The sequence below is a fragment of the Streptomyces sp. GQ60 genome (genome assembly GCF_059758875.1).
The window spans coordinates 649,377-667,578 of record NZ_JCAXEG010000001.1 but is presented as its reverse complement, the minus strand read 5'-3'; the positions used below and the strand labels follow the sequence as shown (position 1 = coordinate 667,578).

General features: G+C 72.5%; 20 protein-coding genes and 1 pseudogene. 8 read left to right on the top strand and 13 right to left on the bottom strand.

The features are described 5' to 3' along the window. Positions 1–68 precede the first annotated feature (68 nt). The 5 genes from AC6CKD_RS03155 to sigE all read right to left on the bottom strand — a co-directional run bounded on the left by AC6CKD_RS03155 (position 69) and on the right by sigE (position 4,527). Entirely contained in the window at positions 69–773 is a 705-nt protein-coding gene (locus AC6CKD_RS03155; RefSeq protein ID WP_498324952.1) for a hypothetical protein, read from the bottom strand. Between the two features lie 134 nt (positions 774–907). Next, positions 908–1,357, bottom strand: a complete 450-nt coding sequence (locus AC6CKD_RS03150) for a sec-independent translocase (RefSeq protein ID WP_498325424.1) — start codon at positions 1,355–1,357, stop codon at positions 908–910. Between the two features lie 118 nt (positions 1,358–1,475). After that, complete coding sequence (locus AC6CKD_RS03145; protein WP_498324950.1) at positions 1,476–2,912, bottom strand: S1C family serine protease; 1,437 nt, start codon at positions 2,910–2,912, stop codon at positions 1,476–1,478. A gap of 155 nt (positions 2,913–3,067) precedes the next feature. Continuing rightward, a complete protein-coding gene (locus tag AC6CKD_RS03140; RefSeq protein WP_498324949.1) occupies positions 3,068–3,751 on the bottom strand; it encodes an anti-sigma factor family protein in 684 nt (227 codons plus the stop codon). Next, positions 3,748–4,527, bottom strand: a complete 780-nt coding sequence (gene sigE / locus AC6CKD_RS03135) for an RNA polymerase sigma factor SigE (RefSeq protein ID WP_243335949.1) — start codon at positions 4,525–4,527, stop codon at positions 3,748–3,750. Before sigE ends, AC6CKD_RS03140 begins: the two co-directional genes overlap by 4 nt. 143 nt (positions 4,528–4,670) lie before the next feature. On the opposite strand from sigE, the gene AC6CKD_RS03130 reads away from it, so the two are divergent. Continuing rightward, a complete protein-coding gene (locus AC6CKD_RS03130; protein ID WP_498324948.1) occupies positions 4,671–5,333 on the top strand; it encodes an O-methyltransferase in 663 nt (220 codons plus the stop codon). A 109-nt stretch (positions 5,334–5,442) separates the two neighbouring features. On the opposite strand, the gene AC6CKD_RS03125 is transcribed toward AC6CKD_RS03130, so the two are convergent. Then, the gene (locus AC6CKD_RS03125) at positions 5,443–6,060 is read right to left on the bottom strand and encodes a phosphatase PAP2 family protein (protein ID WP_498324947.1); all 618 of its coding nucleotides are present in this window, start codon (positions 6,058–6,060) and stop codon (positions 5,443–5,445) included. A gap of 162 nt (positions 6,061–6,222) precedes the next feature. After that, entirely contained in the window at positions 6,223–6,390 is a 168-nt protein-coding gene (locus AC6CKD_RS03120; protein ID WP_003966491.1) for a DUF3117 domain-containing protein, read from the bottom strand. Positions 6,391–6,721: 331 nt separating this feature from the next. On the opposite strand from AC6CKD_RS03120, the gene chcB reads away from it, so the two are divergent. After that, complete coding sequence (gene chcB / locus AC6CKD_RS03115) at positions 6,722–7,525, top strand: 2-cyclohexenylcarbonyl CoA isomerase (protein ID WP_498324946.1); 804 nt, start codon at positions 6,722–6,724, stop codon at positions 7,523–7,525. Positions 7,526–7,608: 83 nt separating this feature from the next. On the opposite strand, the gene AC6CKD_RS03110 is transcribed toward chcB, so the two are convergent. Both AC6CKD_RS03110 and AC6CKD_RS03105 read right to left on the bottom strand, forming a co-directional pair. Then, entirely contained in the window at positions 7,609–8,184 is a 576-nt protein-coding gene (locus AC6CKD_RS03110; RefSeq protein ID WP_498324945.1) for a DNA-3-methyladenine glycosylase I, read from the bottom strand. Next, complete coding sequence (locus AC6CKD_RS03105; RefSeq protein ID WP_498324943.1) at positions 8,181–8,528, bottom strand: DivIVA domain-containing protein; 348 nt, start codon at positions 8,526–8,528, stop codon at positions 8,181–8,183. Before AC6CKD_RS03105 ends, AC6CKD_RS03110 begins: the two co-directional genes overlap by 4 nt. Positions 8,529–8,604: 76 nt before the next feature. Here AC6CKD_RS03105 and folP point away from each other — a divergent pair, with 76 nt between their 5' ends. Continuing rightward, complete coding sequence (gene folP / locus AC6CKD_RS03100; protein ID WP_498324942.1) at positions 8,605–9,465, top strand: dihydropteroate synthase; 861 nt, start codon at positions 8,605–8,607, stop codon at positions 9,463–9,465. 76 nt (positions 9,466–9,541) lie between these two features. Here folP and AC6CKD_RS03095 read toward each other — a convergent pair whose 3' ends face one another. After that, positions 9,542–10,300, bottom strand: coding sequence for an LOG family protein (locus AC6CKD_RS03095; protein WP_478690047.1), 759 nt, complete (start codon positions 10,298–10,300; stop codon positions 9,542–9,544). 190 nt (positions 10,301–10,490) lie between these two features. Between AC6CKD_RS03095 and AC6CKD_RS03090 the strand changes: the two are divergent. Next, positions 10,491–11,742, top strand: a pseudogene (locus tag AC6CKD_RS03090) (RNA-guided endonuclease InsQ/TnpB family protein). On the opposite strand, the gene dapE reads toward AC6CKD_RS03090, so the two are convergent. Beyond that, positions 11,717–12,811, bottom strand: coding sequence for a succinyl-diaminopimelate desuccinylase (gene dapE / locus AC6CKD_RS03085; protein WP_498324941.1), 1,095 nt, complete (start codon positions 12,809–12,811; stop codon positions 11,717–11,719). The pseudogene AC6CKD_RS03090 and the gene dapE overlap by 26 nt on opposite strands. A gap of 51 nt (positions 12,812–12,862) precedes the next feature. On the opposite strand from dapE, the gene AC6CKD_RS03080 reads away from it, so the two are divergent. Together AC6CKD_RS03080 and AC6CKD_RS03075 are read left to right on the top strand one after the other, a co-directional pair. Next, positions 12,863–13,876 (top strand): hypothetical protein, encoded by a 1,014-nt coding sequence (locus AC6CKD_RS03080; RefSeq protein WP_498324940.1) that lies wholly within the window; start codon positions 12,863–12,865, stop codon positions 13,874–13,876. Positions 13,877–14,149: 273 nt separating this feature from the next. Further along, positions 14,150–14,500, top strand: a complete 351-nt coding sequence (locus tag AC6CKD_RS03075) for an ATP-binding protein (RefSeq protein WP_498324939.1) — start codon at positions 14,150–14,152, stop codon at positions 14,498–14,500. Positions 14,501–14,590: 90 nt separating this feature from the next. Here AC6CKD_RS03075 and dapC read toward each other — a convergent pair whose 3' ends face one another. After that, positions 14,591–15,691, bottom strand: coding sequence for a succinyldiaminopimelate transaminase (dapC, locus tag AC6CKD_RS03070; RefSeq protein ID WP_498324938.1), 1,101 nt, complete (start codon positions 15,689–15,691; stop codon positions 14,591–14,593). 178 nt (positions 15,692–15,869) lie between these two features. Next, the gene (gene fdxA, locus AC6CKD_RS03065; RefSeq protein WP_498324937.1) at positions 15,870–16,202 is read right to left on the bottom strand and encodes a ferredoxin; all 333 of its coding nucleotides are present in this window, start codon (positions 16,200–16,202) and stop codon (positions 15,870–15,872) included. A 117-nt stretch (positions 16,203–16,319) separates the two neighbouring features. On the opposite strand from fdxA, the gene AC6CKD_RS03060 reads away from it, so the two are divergent. Together AC6CKD_RS03060 and AC6CKD_RS03055 are read left to right on the top strand one after the other, a co-directional pair. After that, a complete protein-coding gene (locus AC6CKD_RS03060) occupies positions 16,320–17,312 on the top strand; it encodes a GNAT family N-acetyltransferase (RefSeq protein ID WP_498324936.1) in 993 nt (330 codons plus the stop codon). Then, entirely contained in the window at positions 17,309–18,100 is a 792-nt protein-coding gene (locus AC6CKD_RS03055) for a transglutaminase-like domain-containing protein (protein WP_498324935.1), read from the top strand. Before AC6CKD_RS03060 ends, AC6CKD_RS03055 begins: the two co-directional genes overlap by 4 nt. Positions 18,101–18,202 lie beyond the last annotated feature (102 nt).

Here is an 18,202-nt window from a genome sequence, read left to right as displayed (position 1 = left end):
ACGAGACGTTCCGGCACACGAGAACGGGCCGGTGGACGGAATTCCGTCCACCGGCCCGTTCGTGCGTCCTACTCGTACGCCGCCAGGTCCTCGATCACCGAGAAGCCGAGCCCGTACGCGCTCATCCCCCGGCCGTACGCGCCCAAGTGCACCCCGCTCCCGGTCGATCCGGCGAGGACCCACCCGAACTCCGACTCGCGGTAGTGGAACGCCGTCGGCTCCCCGTCCACCGGCAGCGACAGCGTCGACCAGTCCGGCCCGGCGAGGTCGTCCGCGAGCTCCCACGCGGCCTCGGTCTGCTGGTCGAGCCAGTCGTCGCGCAGGCTGTGGTCCATCTGCCCCGGCCAGCTGTAGGCCAGCAGCCCCGAGCCGGCCAGCCAGGCCGCCGAGGAGACCGAGGTGGCCTCCAGGACTCCGGTGCCGTCGGCGGTGCGCCGCAGCGGGTTGCTGGCCACGGTGACGACCACCGCGAAGCGCTCCTTCTCGCCGGTGGCGATCTCGCCGCGGGCGGAGGGCTCGTCCCCGTGACCGGTCGAGCCGTGCTCCACGCTGCCGTCGGCGCCGGCGGCGACCTGCATCAGCCAGCGGGGGCCGGTGAAGGCCCCGTCCAGCCCGTACCAGGGGAAGTCGGCCCGCAGGTACCCCTCGGCCGCCCGGCGGGCGGCAGGGACGGGCGGGGCTGCCGCGTCCGGGGACTGCGGAGGGTCCTGGGGTGCGGGCGTCTGCGCCTCGGCGGGCTGCGTGCCTACCCGGCTACTGCTCGTCGTCTCCATCTGAGCGGCCTCTCGTTCCGTGGGATCCGGAACGGCCCACCCCCCTCGGGCGTCCTGGGTCCGGACTCAAAGGAGGATAGCCACCCGACCGCGGTTCACCGGGCAGGCGGGCGCGCGCGTGGTCCCGGGTGGCGTCAGGTCGCGTCGGCGTCGTAGCGCGTGCGCTGCTCCTGCGCCGGGGTCACGGGCTTCTTGACCATGTCCGGTCCGGCGCCCGCGGCGGCCGCGGGAAGGCCGCCGCCGACGGCACCGGCCGCGTCGGATTCCTTGCCGTTGACCGCGTCGGTGACGTCGTTGAGTTCCTTGCGGAGATCGAAGCTGCTCCGGATCTCCTTGAGGTCCTCGTTCTCGGTCAGCTGCTTGCGGATGAAGTTCTTCGGGTTCAGGTCCTCGAACTCGAAGTCCTTGAATTCCGGGCCGAGCTCGGAGCGGATGTCCTGCTTCGCACTGTCGGAGAACGCCCGGATCTTCCGGATGACGCCCGTGACGTCCTGGATGACCTTGGGCAGCTTGTCCGGGCCGAAGATGAGAATGGCGAGCACCACGATCGTGACCAGCTCGAGTGCGCCTATGTCGTTGAACACCTTGCCCCGCTCCTCGGCTCTCTTCACGTCAGGCCTGTCACACGGTACCCGGCCGGGTCCGCGGGCCAATACACCAGGACCGGCTGATTAGGGGACCGGTTCTGCTTTCACCCGCCCGTCATGATCCGTTCGCCGATCCGAGGACGACTTCCAGCGTGCGCTCCCGGCCCTCGCGCAGCACGGTGAGGGTGAGCCGGTCGCCCGGACGGTGGGCCCGGATCTTGATCACGAGCTCGTCGCCGCCGTGCACCCGTACCGCGTCGACCTTGGTGATCACGTCTCCCGGCCTGATCCCCGCGCGGGCTCCGGGGCCGCCCGCGGGGACGGCCGGCTTCCCGTCCGCGCCCTTCTCCCCCACCCGGGCCCCGTCCCCGGTGTAGTCCATGTCCAGGGTGACGCCGATGACGGGGTGGGTGGCGCGGCCCGTGCGCATCAGCTCCTCGGCGACGCGCTTGCCCTGGTTCACCGGGATGGCGAAGCCGAGGCCGACGCTGCCGCGCTGCTGTCCGGAGCTGTCCTTGCCGTCGCCTCCGCGGATGGCGCTGTTGATGCCGATGACCTGGGCCTTGGCGTCGAGGAGCGGTCCGCCGGAGTTGCCGGGGTTGATGGGGGCGTCGGTCTGGAGGGCGTCGACGTAGCTGACGTCGCTGCCGTCGCCCTTGTCGCCGCCGGCGGTGATGGGGCGGCCGGTGGCGCTGATGATGCCGGCGGTGACGGTGTTGGAGAGGTCGAAGGGGGCCCCGATGGCCACGACCGGGTCGCCGACCTCGACGTTCTCGGAGTTGCCGAGCGCGAGCGGCCGCAGGCCCCGTACCCCGTCGACCTTGACGACGGCCAGGTCGTACCCGGTGTCGCCGCCGACCAGCTCGGCGGTGACGCTCTCGCCGGTGCTGAAGGTGACCGTTATGGTCCGGGCGCCGTTGACCACGTGGTTGTTGGTGAGGATGTGGCCCTGCCCGTCGAGGACGAAGCCGGTGCCGGTCGAACTGCTCTCCGCGCCGCTGACGTGCAGGGTGACCACGCCGGGCAGCGCGGCGGCGGCGATCCCGGCGACGCTGTCGGGAGCCCGGCCGCGGTCGGCGCGGGCCGCCTGCGGGAGTTCGAGGCGGGTGGCGGCCTGCCGCTCGGCGAGGACCCCGGCGTAGCCGCCGATGCCGCCGGCCAGGAGGGCGATCCCGACCCCGAGGGCGATGCCCTGGCGCAGCCTGACCCGGCGCGGGCCGGCCCGGCCGTGATCCACCGCCTGGAGCGGCCGCGCGCCCCAGGGGTCGTACCGCGGCTCCTCGCCGGCGGCCGCCTGCGGCACGGTCCGCGGTACGGGTGCCCCCGGCGCGGCGACCGGCTCCGCGGGCCGGCTCCACCACTGGGGCACCGGGGCGGGGGCGGGGTCGGAGGCCGGCGCGGTCACCGGATCCCCGTCCGCGTGCGCCGCGGACCGCGGGGGCGGTACGGATGCCTCGTGCCCGCCGACGGGACCCGCGGGGCGGCTCCACCACCGGGGCAGGACGGTGGGGACCTGATCCGCCGCCGGATCGGTCTGCTGACTGTCGGACATGGGCGCTCCCCGCCTACCTGTCGGTCTCCGCCGGCCGCCCGGGGCGGCGCGTCTGGCGGAGATTCAACCAGGTTGCCCGGGTCGCCCGCCCCGGCGGGCATACCGGCGGGGCGGGCGGGCGTACCTGCCGAGGCGGCCTGGCGCGGCCCCGACGGCTACCGGTACAGGGACACCGGGCGGGCGGAGGCGGTCGGGCGGGACGGCGACGGCGAGGCCGCGAGGGGGGCGACCGGACGGAGCGTCGGGACGGCGCCCGGTTTCGGCAGCTGGTTCTCCCGGGCCACGGCGTCGACCACCGGGACCACGGGTCCCGTTCGCGCGGCCGGGGCCTCGCCCCGGGCATTGGGCTCGACCGCTTCCATCGGCAGCGAGCCGCCCAGCGCGATCGCGGCGAGCGACACCGCACCTGCGGCCACGAACGCGAAGCGGCGCCGCTGACGGCCCACGTCGTGTATCCGGAAGCCCTGCTGCGGCGGCGCGGCGGCGGCCTCGGGCGGCGCGTAGCCGAAGGACGCGAAGGGGTCGGCTCCCGCCGACGGGCCGTAGGGGCCGACGGGCCCCGAGGGGCCCTCGGAGCCGCCTCCCGGCAGTCCCTGCAGCCGCGCCAGCAGCCCCGCCGACAGCGGAGGAGGCGCGCTCTCCACGAACATGGTCTTCAGACGCCGCTGCGCATCCGCCTCGGCCTTGCACTTGGGACACGTCGCCAGGTGCGCCAGCACCCGCTCGCGCGCGTCGTGGCCCAACTCCCCGTCCACGAGGGCGGCGAGCCGGTCGCCCAGGTGCCGTTCGGCGGAGGAAGCCTCTTCGGCGGGCGACGGGGACGGACTGATCCCGCTCACTCGGCTCCGCCCTCTCCCCCGGCGCCGGGGGCACCCACGGCCACACCGGCCAGCGCGCGCTGCTCCGCGCGGGCCTCGGGAGACCGGTGCTTGAGCGCCTTGCGCAGGTGCGAACGGCCCCGGTGGATACGGCTGCGCACGGTGCCGAGCTTCACGCCGAGCGTGGCGGCGATCTCCTCGTACGACAGGCCCTCGATGTCGCAGAGCACCACGGCCGCGCGGAACTCGGGCGCGAGGGTGTCCAGCGCCTGCTGCACGTCCGCGTCGAAGTGGGTGTCGTGCAGCACCTGCTGCGGGGACGGCTCACGGCTCGGCAGCCGCTCGGCGGCGTCGTCGGCGAGGGCGTCGAAGCGGATCCGCTGCTTGCGGCGGACCATGTCCAGGAAGAGGTTCGTGGTGATCCGGTGCAGCCAGCCCTCGAAGGTGCCGGGCGTGTACGTGGACAGCGAGCGGAAGACGCGGACGAAGACTTCCTGCGTCAGGTCCTCGGCGTCGTGCTGGTTGCCCGTCAGCCTGTAGGCGAGGCGGTAGACCCGCGCACTGTGGGTGCTGACGATCTCCTCCCACGAGGGAGGGGTCCACGCCTGGGAGCCCGCATCGGCGGCGAAGGTCGCGGTGGTTGCGGTGTCTACGGTGCGGAAACGGTCAGCAATGTTGGTCACGGATTTCGGCTCACCGGCCGACCAGAAGAGGCGTCGGAGGACACCCCCACGATCCACAGGCGCAGCCGCACCTCCCCTGTCGGCTCTGGTGGTGTCCAGCGGAATCCCTACCATAGCCACCCCTCCCGTCAGCTCTGGATAAGCTTTTTTGCAGTAACTTTGCACGGGCTCCGGGCCCCGGGCCCCTCTTGCGTCTCTACTGCTCTCAACGCCCGGTCCCATCTGCGGGTTCCCGACTCCAGCGGATACAGTCACCGTTGCGCCAACTATGGGGACAGGAGAGGGTCATTACCGGCAACCGGCAGACGAGCTGGGCGTTCGCCGACGCGTTTGTCGCCGAAGACGACGCTCTGCGATGGGCCCGCGACCGGTCCAGGGAAGCGGGACTTCGATCCGTCTCCCCCGGCACCGGGGCCGCGCTGCGCCTGCTCGCCGCCACCGCCGACGCGAAAGCGGTCGCCGAGATCGGCACCGGAACCGGCGTGTCCGGCATCCACCTCCTGCACGGAATGCGCGCCGACGGGGTCCTGACCACGGTGGATCCCGAGCAGGACCGGCAGGCCTTCGCCCGCCAGGCCTTCCGCGCCGCCGGCTTCGCCGGCAACCGCGCCCGCTTCATCCCGGGCCGCGCCCTGGACGTACTGCCCCGGCTGGCCGACGGCGGATACGACCTCGTCTTCTGCGACGGGGACCCGTCCGAGTCCCTCGACTACCTCGCTGAATCGTTGCGCCTGCTGCGCCCCGGCGGCCTGGTCTGCTTCGAGGGAGTCTTCTCCGACGGCCGTACGGTCGACTCCGCGGCCCAGCCGGTGGAGGTGCTCCGCGTCCGCGAGCTGCTGCGCACCGTCCGCGAGACCCCGGCCCTGGAGGCCGCCCTGCTCCCGGTGGGCGACGGCCTGCTGTGCGCCGTCCGGCGCTGAGCCCGCCGGCGTGACCGCGTAGCCGCATCGGCCAACCCGGGCCGGCTCGGGCCGGGTCCGGGTCCGCGTCCGGGTCCGCGTCCGGGTCCGCGTCCGGGTCCGGGTCCGGTCAGCGCAGCAGCGCGAAGGTCAGCGCGGCCGTACCGCCCAGCAGTGTGCCGGCGAGGAGCTGCGCGGGGGTGTGTGCCTTCAGGACCAGCCGGGACCAGCCCACGCCGGTGGCGATCAGCACCGCGGGGATCAGCGCCGGCCCGAAGACCAGCAGCAGGACCATCACGGTGCCGCCGGCCACCGACATGTGGATGGATATCTGCCAGCCGACCGTCACCAGCAGCGACGAGACGAGACCGACGAGCATCGCGACGACGAGCGCGAGGACCTCCGCCGGGGCGCCGAGCACGCGCAGGAGGGTGATTCCGGCGACGACCGAGACCAGGCTCAGCCCCATCGGTACGACCCGCTGGCGCCTCACCCGTATGTGCTGGTCGGTCAGCGCGCCGCGCCGGACTCCGAGCAGGATGATGCCGATCGGTACCACTCCGCAGAACAGGGCCCCGAGCAGACCCCAGCCGAGACCGGTCCACGACCCGGTGCTGTGCCAGCCGATCAACAGGAGCTGGGCCACCACCAGGTTCGCCGGCGCCAGGACCTCCGTGAGGACCCGGGCGGCCTTCTGGCGGGGCGTGCAGTCCGCGAAGGCGGGCGGAGCGGGCGGGGAGAAGGTCACGGCGCGGCTCCGGCGATCACGGTGGCGGTGTCGTCTCGACCTAGATGTCGATGTCGATGTCGGTCCCGGGACCGGTCCCGGGCACAACACTGCCCCGACCGCGTATCGCGGCCGGGGCAGTGCAGAGAATGCAGCGAAAGTACTGTCAGCGCCCCTGGGGGATCAGCCGACGACCTTCTTCAGGGCGTCACCCAGGGCGTCCGCCTCGTCCGGAGTCAGCTCGACGACGAGCCGACCGCCGCCCTCGAGCGGTACGCGCATGACGATGCCCCGCCCCTCCTTGGTGACCTCGAGCGGGCCGTCGCCCGTCCGCGGCTTCATGGCCGCCATGCTCGTTCCCCTTCCTGAAACCAGTTCATCGTCAGCCGACGGCCCCATTCAGGCGCCTAATACCCGGCATCGAACACATTGCTTCCAGGCCATTATCCCGCATGTCAGGACCCGATGACCAACATCGGCTGGGAACGCTTGTGCAACGCGCTTGACCAAAACCACTCATTTCGGGGACACGCCTGCGATACTTCGCCGCTGCGGCACGAGTCCGCCCTTCCGTTTATTTGACGCACATCACATGTGCGACGCCGGTCCGGTCCGCCATGCTGGCCCTTGCACCGGCCGGTACCGGCCGGTAGCCAGCCCGCGACGAAGGGGGACCCCCGCCATGGCCGACAGCGTGCTCTACGAAGTGACCGACGGACTCGCGACCATCACGATCAACCGTCCCGAGGCCATGAACGCCATGAACACCGAGGCCAAGGTCGCCCTGCGCGACGCGGCCCGGGCGGCGGCCGCCGACCCCGCGGTACGGGCGGTCCTGCTCACCGCGGCAGGCAACCGGGCGTTCTGCGTGGGCCAGGACCTCAAGGAACACGTCGGGTTCCTGGCGGCCGACCGCGAGCACGGCTCCTCGCTGACCATGAACACGGTCGCGGAGCACTACAACCCGATCGTCCGGGCGCTGACGGAGATGCCGAAGCCGGTGGTCGCGGGCGTGAACGGCGTCGCGGCGGGTGCGGGCTTCGGTTTCGCCCTGGCGGCGGACTTCCGCGTGGTCGCGGACACCGCCTCCTTCAACACCTCCTTCGCGGGGGTCGCCCTGACGGCCGACTCGGGCGTCTCGTGGACGCTGCCCCGCCTGATCGGCGGCTCGCGCGCCTCCGACCTGCTGCTCTTCCCCCGCTCCGTGAAGGCCCAAGAGGCCCTGGAACTCGGCATCGCGAACCGCGTGGTCCCCTCGGACGAGCTGGCGGCCGAGGCGCTGGCCGTGGCCCGGCGGCTGGCGCAGGGGCCGACGGTCGCCTACGCGGCCCTGAAGGAGTCCCTGGCGTACGGGTCCTCGCGGTCGCTCTCCGACGCCCTGGACCACGAGGACGTGCTCCAGGCCCGGGCGGGGGCCTCGGAAGACCACGGGATCGCCGTCGACGCCTTCCTCGCGAAGGAGGCTCCGCGGTACCTCGGCCGCTGAGGCACCGACCCGCCGGACGGGTGGCGGGCACCGCTGCGCGGGGCGAAGTCCGCGCGGCGACCCTCCGCCCCGGACCCCGCGGGTCAGGTCAGGTCGCGGGCCACGCAGCGGGCCAGGTGGTCGTTGACCAGGCCGCAGGCCTGCATCAGGGCGTAGGCCGTCGTGGGGCCCACGAAGCGGATGCCCGCCTTCTTCAGGGCTTTGGCCAGGGCCGTGGACTCCGGGGTCACCGCCGGGATCTCGGTGGTGCTCTTCGGGGCCCGCCCGGACGCCGGGGCGTGGGACCAGATCAGGGATTCCAGCTCGCCCTCCCCCCACCCGGCCAGGGTCTTCGCGTTGGCGAGGGCCGCGTCGATCTTGGCCCGGTTGCGGATGATCCCCTCGTCGGCGAGGAGCCGTTCCGCGTCCGCCGGCCCGAACTCCGCCACCTTGGCGATCTCGAAGCCGGCGAAGGCCGCCCGGAACCCCTCGCGGCGGCGCAGGATCGTCAGCCAGGACAGCCCCGACTGGAAGGCCTCCAGGCACAGCCGCTCGTACAGCGCGTCGTCCCCGTGGACGGGACGGCCCCACTCCGTGTCGTGGTACGCGATGTACTCCTCGGTGGCCAGCCCCCAGGGGCACCTCAGGCCCCCGTCGGGGCCTGCGAGCACTCCGCTCACTGCTCGGCGGCCTTGGTCAGGTCCACGGAGCCCTCGACGGGCGCGGCCGGGGCCGCGGCCGCGGCGGTGAGCTCGGCGATCCGGGCGTCGCGCTCGGCCAGCTCCGCCGCCAGCCGCTCCAGTACGTCGTCCACGTCCGACATCCGGTAGCCGCGCGGAGCCATGGGCAGGCGCAGCTCGTCGATGTCCGCCCGTACGACGGGGCGGTTCTCCGGCAGGGCGTCGGACAGCCGGTCGGGCTCGGCCTCCGGCAGCACGGCCTCGGACCCCCCGCCGGCCACCGCGAGGGTGACTCCGGCGACGACCACGACCAGCGCGATGAGCAAGAACGCGAACACGATCAACTCCCCTGAGAGACTCCGGCCACCAGGTTAAGGTCGCAGGCGAGGCGCAAGGGCCGCCGAAGGAGGAAAGAGCAGGATGCTGCGACTGGGCAGGCGCGAGTTCGACGACCACGAGCCGGTGATCATGGCCATCGTGAACCGGACCCCTGACTCCTTCTACGACCAGGGAGCGACCTTCCGCGACGAGCCGGCCCTGGACCGGGTCGAGCGGGCGGTGGCCGAGGGCGCGGCGATCATCGACATCGGCGGGGTGAAGGCCGGTCCCGGCGAGCACGTGGACGCGGCGGAGGAGGCCCGGCGCACGGTGGGCTTCGTCGCCGAGGTGCGCCGCCGCCACCCCGACGTGGTGATCAGCGTCGACACCTGGCGCCACGAGGTCGGCGAGGCGGTCTGCGAGGCCGGTGCCGATCTGCTGAACGACGCGTGGGGCGGGGTGGACCCGAAGCTCGCGGAGGTGGCCGCACGCCACGGCGCGGGCATCGTCTGCACCCACGCGGGCGGGGTCGAGCCGCGGACCCGGCCGCACCGGACCGAGTACGAGGACGTGATGGCCGACATCCTGCGCGTCACGGTCGGCCTGGCCGAGCGGGCGGCGGCGCTGGGCGTACCCCGCGAGTCGATCATGATCGACCCGGGCCACGACTTCGGGAAGAACACCCGCCACTCCCTGGAGGCCACCCGCCGCCTGACCGAGATGGCGGAGACGGGCTGGCCGGTCCTGGTCTCCCTCTCCAACAAGGACTTCGTCGGCGAGACCCTGGACAAGCCCGTGAAGGAGCGCCTCCTGGGCACCCTGGCCACGACGGCCGTCTCGGCCTGGCTGGGCGCCCAGGTCTACCGCGTCCACGAAGTCGCGGAAACCAAGCAGATCCTGGACATGGTCCGCTCGATCCAGGGCCACCGGCCCCCGGCGGTCGCCCGCCGGGGGCTCGCCTGAGCCACGGTCCGCTCCGTCCGGGGCCACCGGCCCCCGGCGGTCGCCCGCCGGGGGCCGGCGCAGCCGTCGGCGGGTCCTACCTGCCGACTTCCTTCGTCACGAGCGCGATCGCCTCGTCCACGTCGTCGGTGACGTGGAAGAGGTAGAGGTCCTTCTCCGAGGCCTTGCCCTGGGCGATGACGGTGCCCTTCAGCCAGTCGATGAGCCCGCTCCAGTACGCCGTGCCGAACAGCACGATCGGGAAGCGGGTGATCTTCTGCGTCTGGACCAGGGTCAGGGCCTCGAACAGCTCGTCGAGGGTGCCGAGCCCGCCCGGCAGGACCACGAAGCCCTGGCTGTACTTCACGAACATCGTCTTGCGGACGAAGAAGTAGCGGAAGTTCAGCCCGAGGTCGACGTGCTGGTTGAGCCCCTGCTCGAAGGGGAGCTCGATGCCCAGGCCCACCGAGATGCCGTTGGCCTCCCGCGCACCCTTGTTGGCCGCCTCCATCGCGCCCGGGCCGCCGCCCGTGATCACCGCGAACCCGGCCTCCACGAGCGCGCCGCCGATCCGCACGCCCGCCTCGTACTCCGGCGAGCCCGCCGGCGTCCTGGCCGAGCCGAACACGCTGATCGCCGGCGGCAGCTCCGCCAGGGTGCCGAAGCCCTCGATGAACTCCGACTGGATGCGCAGGACCCGCCACGGATCGGTGTGCACCCACTCGGAGGGCCCGGCCGAATCCAGCAGCCGCTGGTCCGTCGTACTGCCGGCCTGCACCTGGCCCCGCCTCCTCAACACCGGCCCGAGCTGCTGCTCCTCGGGCCGACGACGAGCGGACCCTTCAGGGTTGCCCATGATGTGCTCCCTCCTGCTGATCGTTGGATCAGGTTAGGCGCACCGGGGTGACGACCAACGGAACTCGGCGGGTTACTGGCGTGGCCGGAAGGACTCATCGAACGAACAGGCTCTCGACAACTCACTGAAACCGATGAGGAACGAGCGATCGCCACAGAGACTCATGTCCGAGCCCATAGCTTCACATCCCATGAAGCTGGTGGTTCAGGTGAAGCTCCTGCCGACACCCTCGCAGGCGTCCGCACCGGCCTCTACCCTGCGCGCCTGCAACCAGGCGGCTTCATGGGTGGCGGAGTCGGCCTTCGAGCAAAAGGTCTTTCGGAACTTCGATCGCCGGAAGCGCACGTACAGCGAGGTCAAGGCCCGTTGGGGGCTCGGTGCACAGGCGGCGCAGCATGTGATCAAAAAAGGTTGCCGACGCATACACGGCGCGGATCGCGAGCTCACGAGCGGGTAACCTCGGCCGGCCAGGCTCCGCTCGGCACCGCCGTGCGACGGACAAACCGCTCGCCTTCCGTTCGACAGCCGCTCAGCCCTACGACGACCGCATGCTCTCGTGGCAGACCGACTCACACACGGTTTCGATCTGGACCACGGCCGGACGCCTGAAGCGGATGGCGTACACAGGCAGTCCCACCCAGCTCGAGATGGTTGCCGCGCATCGCCGCGGTGAATCGGACCTGATCCACCGCGACGGGTCGTGGTACCTCTCCGCCACCTGCGACGTACCCGAAGCCACTCCGAACGGGCAACCCACGGACTTCCTCGGCGTGGACCTCGGCATCGTCAACATCGCCACGACGAGCGACGGCGAGATCATGGCTGGGCGGCGACTCAACCGCCTACGGAAGCGTGACGGGGACGTCCACACCAAGCTTCAACGCAAGGGGAACGAATCCGCCAAGCGGCGCATCCAGCGCAGGCGCCGCAAGGAGTCCCGGCGGACTCGGGACGTCAACCACAAGATCGCCAAACGCATCGTGGCCGAGGCTGAACGCACCGGGCGCGGCATCGGTCTGGAGAACCTGACCGGGATCCGCGAACGGGTACGGCTGAGGAAGCCCCAACGGGCCGTGGTGCACAGCTGGGCCTTTGCCCGACTTGGCGGCTTCATTGCCTACAAGGCCCGCCGGGCGGGTGTGCCGGTGGTGTACGTCGATCCTGCGTACACCTCCCGCACCTGCTCCCAGTGCGGCCACGTCGACAAAGCGAACCGGGTCTCACAGGCCAGCTTCGCCTGCCGGTCCTGCGGATTCGTTGATCACGCAGACCGCAACGGCTCCCGCAACATCCGCGCCCGCGCGCAGATGCTGTGGCGAAGCGGGGCCGACTCAACGGTCCCAGCCGTCCCGCGCCAGCGGGACGGCCGGACGCGGACGGTCACACCACAACCAGTGATGCGCCGTAACGCAAGCCCTACCGCCCAGGCTGCGGGGTGCTGAGCCAGGTTCGGAGTCGTTCCTCGCAGTGGAGGATCGCCTTCGTTTCCACGCGCTCGTCGGCCTTGTGGGCCAGCAGGGCGTCGCCCGGGCCGTAGTTGACCGCCGGGACGCCCAGTGCGCTGAAGCGGGAGACGTCCGTCCAGCCGAACTTCGGCATGGCATGTCCTCCGACGGCCTCCATGAAGGCGGCGGCGGCCGGGTGGGAGAGGCCGGGGAGGGCACCGGGAGAGAGGTCGTCGACCACGAACTCGGCGATGTCGCAGTCCGCGAAGACCTCGCGGACGTGGGCGATCGCCTCGTCCGTGGTGCGGTCGGGGGCGAAGCGGAAGTTGACCGTGACCGTGCAGGCGTGCGGGATGACGTTGTTGGCGACGCCGCCGTCGATGCGGACCGCGTTGAGGCCCTCGTGGTACTCCAGGCCGTCGATCACGGGCTTGCGGGGTTCGTACGCCGCCAGCTTGGCCAGGATCGGGCTCGCCGCGTGGATGGCGTTGGAGCCCATCCAGCTGCGCGCGGAGTGGGCGCGCTCGCCGGTCGTGCGGAGCAGGACGCGCAGGGTGCCCTGGCAGCCGCCCTCGACCTCGGCGTTGGAGGGTTCGAGGAGGACGGCGAAGTCGCCGGTCAGCCAGTCGGGGTGGGCTTCGGCGACCTTGCCGAGGCCGTTGAGGTCGGCGGCGACCTCTTCCTGGTCGTAGAAGACGAAGGTGAGGTCGCGGTTCGGCTCCGGGACGGTCGCCGCGATGCGCAGCTGCACGGCGACGCCCGACTTCATGTCGGTGGTGCCGCATCCCCACAGGACGTCGTTCTCGTCGAGGCGGGAGGGCACGTTGTCGGCGATCGGCACGGTGTCGAGGTGCCCGGCGAGCACGACGCGTTCGGCGCGGCCCAGGTGGGTGCGCGCGACCACGTTGTTGCCGAAGCGGTCCACGGTCAGGTGCGGCAGGCCGCGCAAGGCGTGTTCCACGAGGTCGGCGAGTACCTTCTCGTCGCCGCTCACGGAGGGGATGTCGACGAGCCGGGCGGTCAGCTCGGCGGCGTCCAGGGTGAGGTCCAGCTCGGATTCGGACATGGAGCTGACCCTAACGCCCCGGGCTGCGGCGAAGCCTTGTCCGTCCGGCCGATGGACGCGTCATGTGGCTCAAGTACGGTGGGCGGCGTGCCGCAGACCGATCACCCCCGCCCTCGCCGCCGCCGTCGCCCGCTCCGCTGGGCCGCGGGCTTCCTGGTCCTGGTCGCGGTCGCCGGGTACTTCGTCGTGCAGCGGGCGTCGAACGGCGGTGGCGGCGTGCCCTACTGCACGGCTTCGGCCGACGGGAAGAGCGCCGCGAAGGGCTCCGGCGACTACGACGAGATGTCCCCCGAGCAGGCCGCGAACGCGGCGGCGATAGCCGCCGTCGGGGTCTCCAAGGGGATGCCCGACCGGGCCGTGACCATCGCGCTGGCGACCGCCATGCAGGAGTCGGCCCTGCGCAACCTCGACCACGGCGACCGCGATTCGCTGGGGCTGTTCCAGCAGCGGCCCTCGCAGGGCTGGGGAACGCCGGAGCAGATCATGGACCCCGTGTACTCGGCCGGGATCTTCTACGACCGGCTGGCCGAGATCAAGGGGTACTCGCGGCTCCCGCTGACGGTGGCGGCGCAGAAGGTACAGCTGAGCGGTTTCCCGCAGGCCTACGCGAAGCACGAGCCGGACGCCACCGTGCTGACCTCGGCCTTCACCGGCGGCGGCCACCTGACGTGCACCGGGCCCGCGCCCGCCCGTCCCGGTGATCCGGCGAAGGTCCGGGCGGAGCTGACCCGGCTGCTCGGCAAGAACCCGCTGTACACGCTGCCCGCGAATCCGGGCGGCGGGGCGGCGGGGCGGGAAGGCGGGGCCGCCGAGTCCGAGGTGACCCTGGTGGCGAAGGCCGGCGGCGGGGATCCGGCGGCGCGGGCCGGCCAGGTGCTCGCGCAGTGGGCGGTGGCCAGCTCCCGCGAGCTGGGGATCACGCGGGTCTCGTACACCTCCAAGTCCTGGGTCGCGGGCGAGGACGGCGACCGGTGGCGGGAGCGGGGCGCCGCGGGTGCCGGGAACAGCGCCGGGGATCCCGGCGCCGCGGGTCCGGGACAGGTACGGATCTTCGTGCGCGGCTGAGCTGCCGGCGACCGAGCTGCCGGTGGCCGAGCTGCCCGCGACCGAGCTCCCCGTGGACGGGCGTGCGACCCGTCCCCCGTACGGGGGTGACCCGTACGGCGGACACGGAGGTCCCGGCGGGCGTACAACCGCAGGTCGGAGCGGGTTCCGAGCGGTCGGCCCGGAAGCCGATTAAAAGATCCGTTACCGATCCTTTACCCACCGGCTCCGCAACTCGCGCCCCCCTCCGAGCGGTTGTCACGGCGTACTCAGCCGCTACCGCTTAGGAGCAACATGTCCCTCCCCCTGACCCGTCGGATCGCCCGTGCCGCGCTGCTCCTCGCAGCCGGGGCAGCGCCCGTGGTCGGTGCGGCCGGCGCGGCCAGCGCCGCGGGCCTGGAGTCCGTGCCGCAGCTGGGCGCGCTCACCGCGCCGGACGCGACGGTCGACGCCGCGGGCGACACCGCCACCGACGCCGTGCCGGACGCCTCCACCCTGCCGGCGCCCGCGCCCGCCGACGAGGTGACCGGCGCCGCCGGCAGCCTGCTGGCCGGGCTGCCGCTCGCCGGCGGCGGGCTTCCGGGCGGTGGCCTGCCGGGCGGGCTGCCCGGCGGCCTCCCGGGCGGGCTGCCCGGCCTCGGCTAGCAGCCACCGCCAGAAACGCCGAGGGGCCCGGGAGCACGAACTCCCGGGCCCCTCGGGCCTTCTGCGCGTACGTCCGCGAAGCGGGATACGCTACGGCGCCAGCCGCTTGACCGCCGCCGCGACGCGCTCGTCCGTGGCCGTGAAGGCCACGCGGACGAAGCGCGCGCCCGCCTCGCCGTAGAAGTCGCCCGGCGCGACCAGGACGCCGAGTCCCGCCAGGTGGGCGACCGTGTCCCAGCAGGGCTCGTCCCGGGTCACCCACAGGTACAGGCTGGCCTCGCTGTGCTCGACGCGGAAGCCGTGCGCCTCCAGGGCCGCGCGCAGCGCCTCGCGGCGGGCCGCGTAGCGCACCCGCTGCTCCTCGACGTGTACGTGGTCGCCCAGGGCCGCCACCGTGGCCGCCTGTACGGGGGCCGGGGTCATCATGCCGCCGTGCTTGCGGATCTGGAGCAGTTCGCCCAGGACTTCGGAGTCACCGGCGATGAAGGCCGCCCGGTAGCCGGCCAGGTTGGAGCGCTTGGAGAGCGAGTGGACGGCGACGATGCCCTCGTACGAGCCTCCGCAGACCTCGTCGTGCAGGACGGAGACGGGCTCGGCCTCCCAGCCCAGTTCCAGGTAGCACTCGTCGCTGAAGACGAGGATCCCGTGCTCGCGCGCCCAGGCCACGATCCGTACGAGCTCCTCCTTGGCGAGGACCTTGCCGGTGGGGTTGGACGGGGAGTTGAGCCACAAAAGCTTCACGCGGGCCGGGTCGAGATCGGTGGTGGGGTCGTCGTAGACCACCGGCTCGGCGCCGCACAGCCGCGCGCCGACCTCGTACGTCGGGTAGGCCAGCCGGGGGTAGGCGACCTGGTCGCCGGCGCCCAGGCCGAGCTGGGTGGGCAGCCAGGCCACCAGTTCCTTGGAGCCGACGACCGGCAGGACGTTGCGGTGACCGGCGGCGCTCGCGCCGAGGCGGCCGCGCACCCAGCCGGTGATCGCGTCGCGCAGGGCGGGGGTGCCCCACACCGTGGGGTAGCCCGGGGAGTCCGCGGCCTCGATCAGGGCGCGCCGGATCAGCTCCGGCACCGGGTCGACGGGGGTGCCGACGGAGAGGTCGACGATCCCGTCCGGGTGGGCCGCCGCCGTCGCCTTGTACGGCTCCAGCTTGTCCCAGGGGAAGACGGGAAGACGGGCTGAGACTGCGGCCACGGTGCGATCTCGCTTTCCGAGTGTCACGTGCTTTCCAGGATGTACGTCGTACCGGTGACTCTGACCGTGCCGGTCAGAACACCTGCCGGTCGGAACACGTGCCGGTCAAAACACCTCGGTCCCGTGCGGCTGCGAGCCGTACGGGACCGAGGGACGCGCAGGGGGCGGTACCCGACCGTCAGTGGTCGGTCGGGTTGATGTCCGCCGGGAGCGCCGCGATGAAGGGGTGGTCGCGCTCGATCAGGCCGAGCTTGGAGGCACCACCGGGCGAACCGAGCTCGTCGAAGAACTCGACGTTCGCCTTGTAGTAGTCCTTCCACTCCTCCGGGGTGTCGTCCTCGTAGAAGATGGCCTCGACCGGGCAGACCGGCTCACACGCACCACAGTCGACGCACTCGTCCGGGTGGATGTACAAGGACCGCTGGCCCTCGTAGATGCAGTCGACGGGGCACTCTTCGATGCATGCCTTGTCCTTGACGTCGACACAAGGCTCCGCGATGACGTAGGTCACGCTCTCGTTCCTCCTCATAAGGGCTTTCCATATCGCGCGGGAGCGCGGCGTCGTCGATGCCCGCCTCTAGTATCTCCGTTCCCGGGCACGATCCGAACAGGAGGGGCGGACAGAGCTGTGGAAATAACTGCCGGTGGACGGCTGGAGATCCGGATTACACCCGCTGACGTGGGTAAACGTGTCTCTGTGCGACGGGTGGAGCACAGCTCGGCCGGAACCCCTTCCTTCACGGACACCGTAGGGGTTCTCACATCCTGGAACGCGGGTGTGGTGACGATCACACGAAAGACCGGCGAGTCCGTCCGCATCGCGGAATCGTCGCTGGTCGCGGGCAAGGTCGTACCCGCCGCTCCGGCCCGCCGCAGGGGGCCCGCGGCCTCCTTCGAGGAGCTCGCGCGGGTCTGCGCTCGGTCCTGGGTGCCGCTGGAGAGCGAGCCGCTGGGCGAGTGGACGCTGCGCGCGGCCGGCGGGTTCACCCGCCGGGCCAACTCCGTACTGCCGCTCGGGGATCCCGGGGCGCCGCTGGACGAAGCACTCGCGCGAGTGACCTCCTGGTACGCCCAGAGGGGTCTTCCGGCCTACGTCCAGACCGCCACCGGGGCCGCGGGCACGCAGGAGCCGCTGTGCGCGGAGCTGGAGGACCGGGGCTGGGTCCGCGAGGTGTCGGCGGAGGTCCGTGTCGGCGGGCTGGCGGCGGTCGGGGACCTGGCCGTGGACGAGTCGGTGGTCGCGGGCGTACGGCTGACCCGCGCTCCGGACGAGGACTGGCTCGCCCGGTACGGGCGGGTGAAGGACCCGGACACCGCCCGCCGGGTGCTGGCGGCGGGGCCCTCGGTGTGGTTCGCCTCGGTACCCGGCCGGGCGATCGGGCGGCTCGTGGTGGACGGCCGGTGGGCCGGGTTCGCGGCCGTCGAGGTCGACCCCGAGCACCGGCGCCGCGGCCTCGCCTCGGCCGTGATGGCGGCGCTGGCCCGGCGCGCGCTGGAGGAGGGCGCTTCGGCGGCCTGGCTCCAGGTGGAGAGCGACAACACCGGGGCGCGGGCGCTGTACGAGGACATGGGCTTCGGGACGCACCACTCCTACCACCACTACCGCCGGGCGGCGGCGTGACCTCGCCCTGGCGGGAGCGTTTCGCCGCCGAGGCGCGGGCGGAGCGGCCCGACCTGGCCGCGCTGTGCCTGCTGCTGGCCGCTGAGGGGGACCCGGAGCTCGACGAACGGGCCATGGACTGGGCGCAGATCGAGCTGGACCGGCTGGCGGGGATGCTGCCGTACGGGCTGCGGGGCGCTCGCGCGTGGGCCTCGGCGGTGACCGAGCTGCTGGGCGGTCGGCTCGGCTTCCACGGCACCCCGGCCGACTACGACCGGCTCTCCTCCTCGCTGCTGCACGAGGTGCTGCGGCGGCGCCGGGGGCTGCCCATCCTGCTGTCCGTGGTCTGGCTGGAGGTGGCCCGGCGGGCCGGGGCCCCGGTGTACGGGCTGGCCCTGCCGGGGCACTTCGTGGTGGGCTTCGGGGATCCGGAGGAGGGTGTGGTCGTCGACCCCTTCGCGGGGGGCGCCTCGCTGGGGGCGGGTCCGGCGGAGCTGGCGGCGGGGCCGCGGACCGCGGCGCGCACGATGGACATCGTGCTGCGGATCCTGAACAACATCCGGGCGTGGGCCTCGTCGCGGCCCGAGCACTCGGGGGTGGCGCTGTGGGCGCTGGACCTGGCGCTGCTGCTGCCCTCGCATCCCGCGGCGCTGCGGTACGAGCGGGCGAAGCTGCTGGTGGAGCGGGGGGAGTTCGCGGCGGGGGCGGCGGAGATGGAGTCCTACGCGGTGGTCGTGGACGTGATCGATCCGCCGTCGGCGGTGCGGATCCGTGCGGAGGCGTTGGCCGCCCGGGCCCTGCTGAACTAGGCCGTCCCTTTCGGATCTTGCCTGGCCCGCGAGCGCCGGACGGCTGAGAAGGGCCGGAACGGCCGGAGCCCCTCCCCCGTGTGGGGAGGGGCTCCGGTCCGT

Bases quoted from the DNA above. Each gene is read 5' to 3' on its own strand.
- AC6CKD_RS03155 (WP_498324952.1), bottom strand. From the start codon at position 773: ATGGAGACGACGAGCAGTAGCCGGGTAGGCACGCAGCCCGCCGAGGCG.
- AC6CKD_RS03145 (WP_498324950.1), bottom strand. From the start codon at position 2,912: ATGTCCGACAGTCAGCAGACCGATCCGGCGGCGGATCAGGTCCCCACC.
- sigE (WP_243335949.1), bottom strand. From the start codon at position 4,527: ATGGTAGGGATTCCGCTGGACACCACCAGAGCCGACAGGGGAGGTGCG.
- AC6CKD_RS03120 (WP_003966491.1), bottom strand. From the start codon at position 6,390: ATGGCGGCCATGAAGCCGCGGACGGGCGACGGCCCGCTCGAGGTCACC.
- chcB (WP_498324946.1), top strand. From the start codon at position 6,722: ATGGCCGACAGCGTGCTCTACGAAGTGACCGACGGACTCGCGACCATC.
- folP (WP_498324942.1), top strand. From the start codon at position 8,605: ATGCTGCGACTGGGCAGGCGCGAGTTCGACGACCACGAGCCGGTGATC.
- AC6CKD_RS03095 (WP_478690047.1), bottom strand. From the start codon at position 10,300: ATGGGCAACCCTGAAGGGTCCGCTCGTCGTCGGCCCGAGGAGCAGCAG.
- dapE (WP_498324941.1), bottom strand. From the start codon at position 12,811: ATGTCCGAATCCGAGCTGGACCTCACCCTGGACGCCGCCGAGCTGACC.
- AC6CKD_RS03080 (WP_498324940.1), top strand. From the start codon at position 12,863: ATGGACGCGTCATGTGGCTCAAGTACGGTGGGCGGCGTGCCGCAGACC.
- AC6CKD_RS03075 (WP_498324939.1), top strand. From the start codon at position 14,150: ATGTCCCTCCCCCTGACCCGTCGGATCGCCCGTGCCGCGCTGCTCCTC.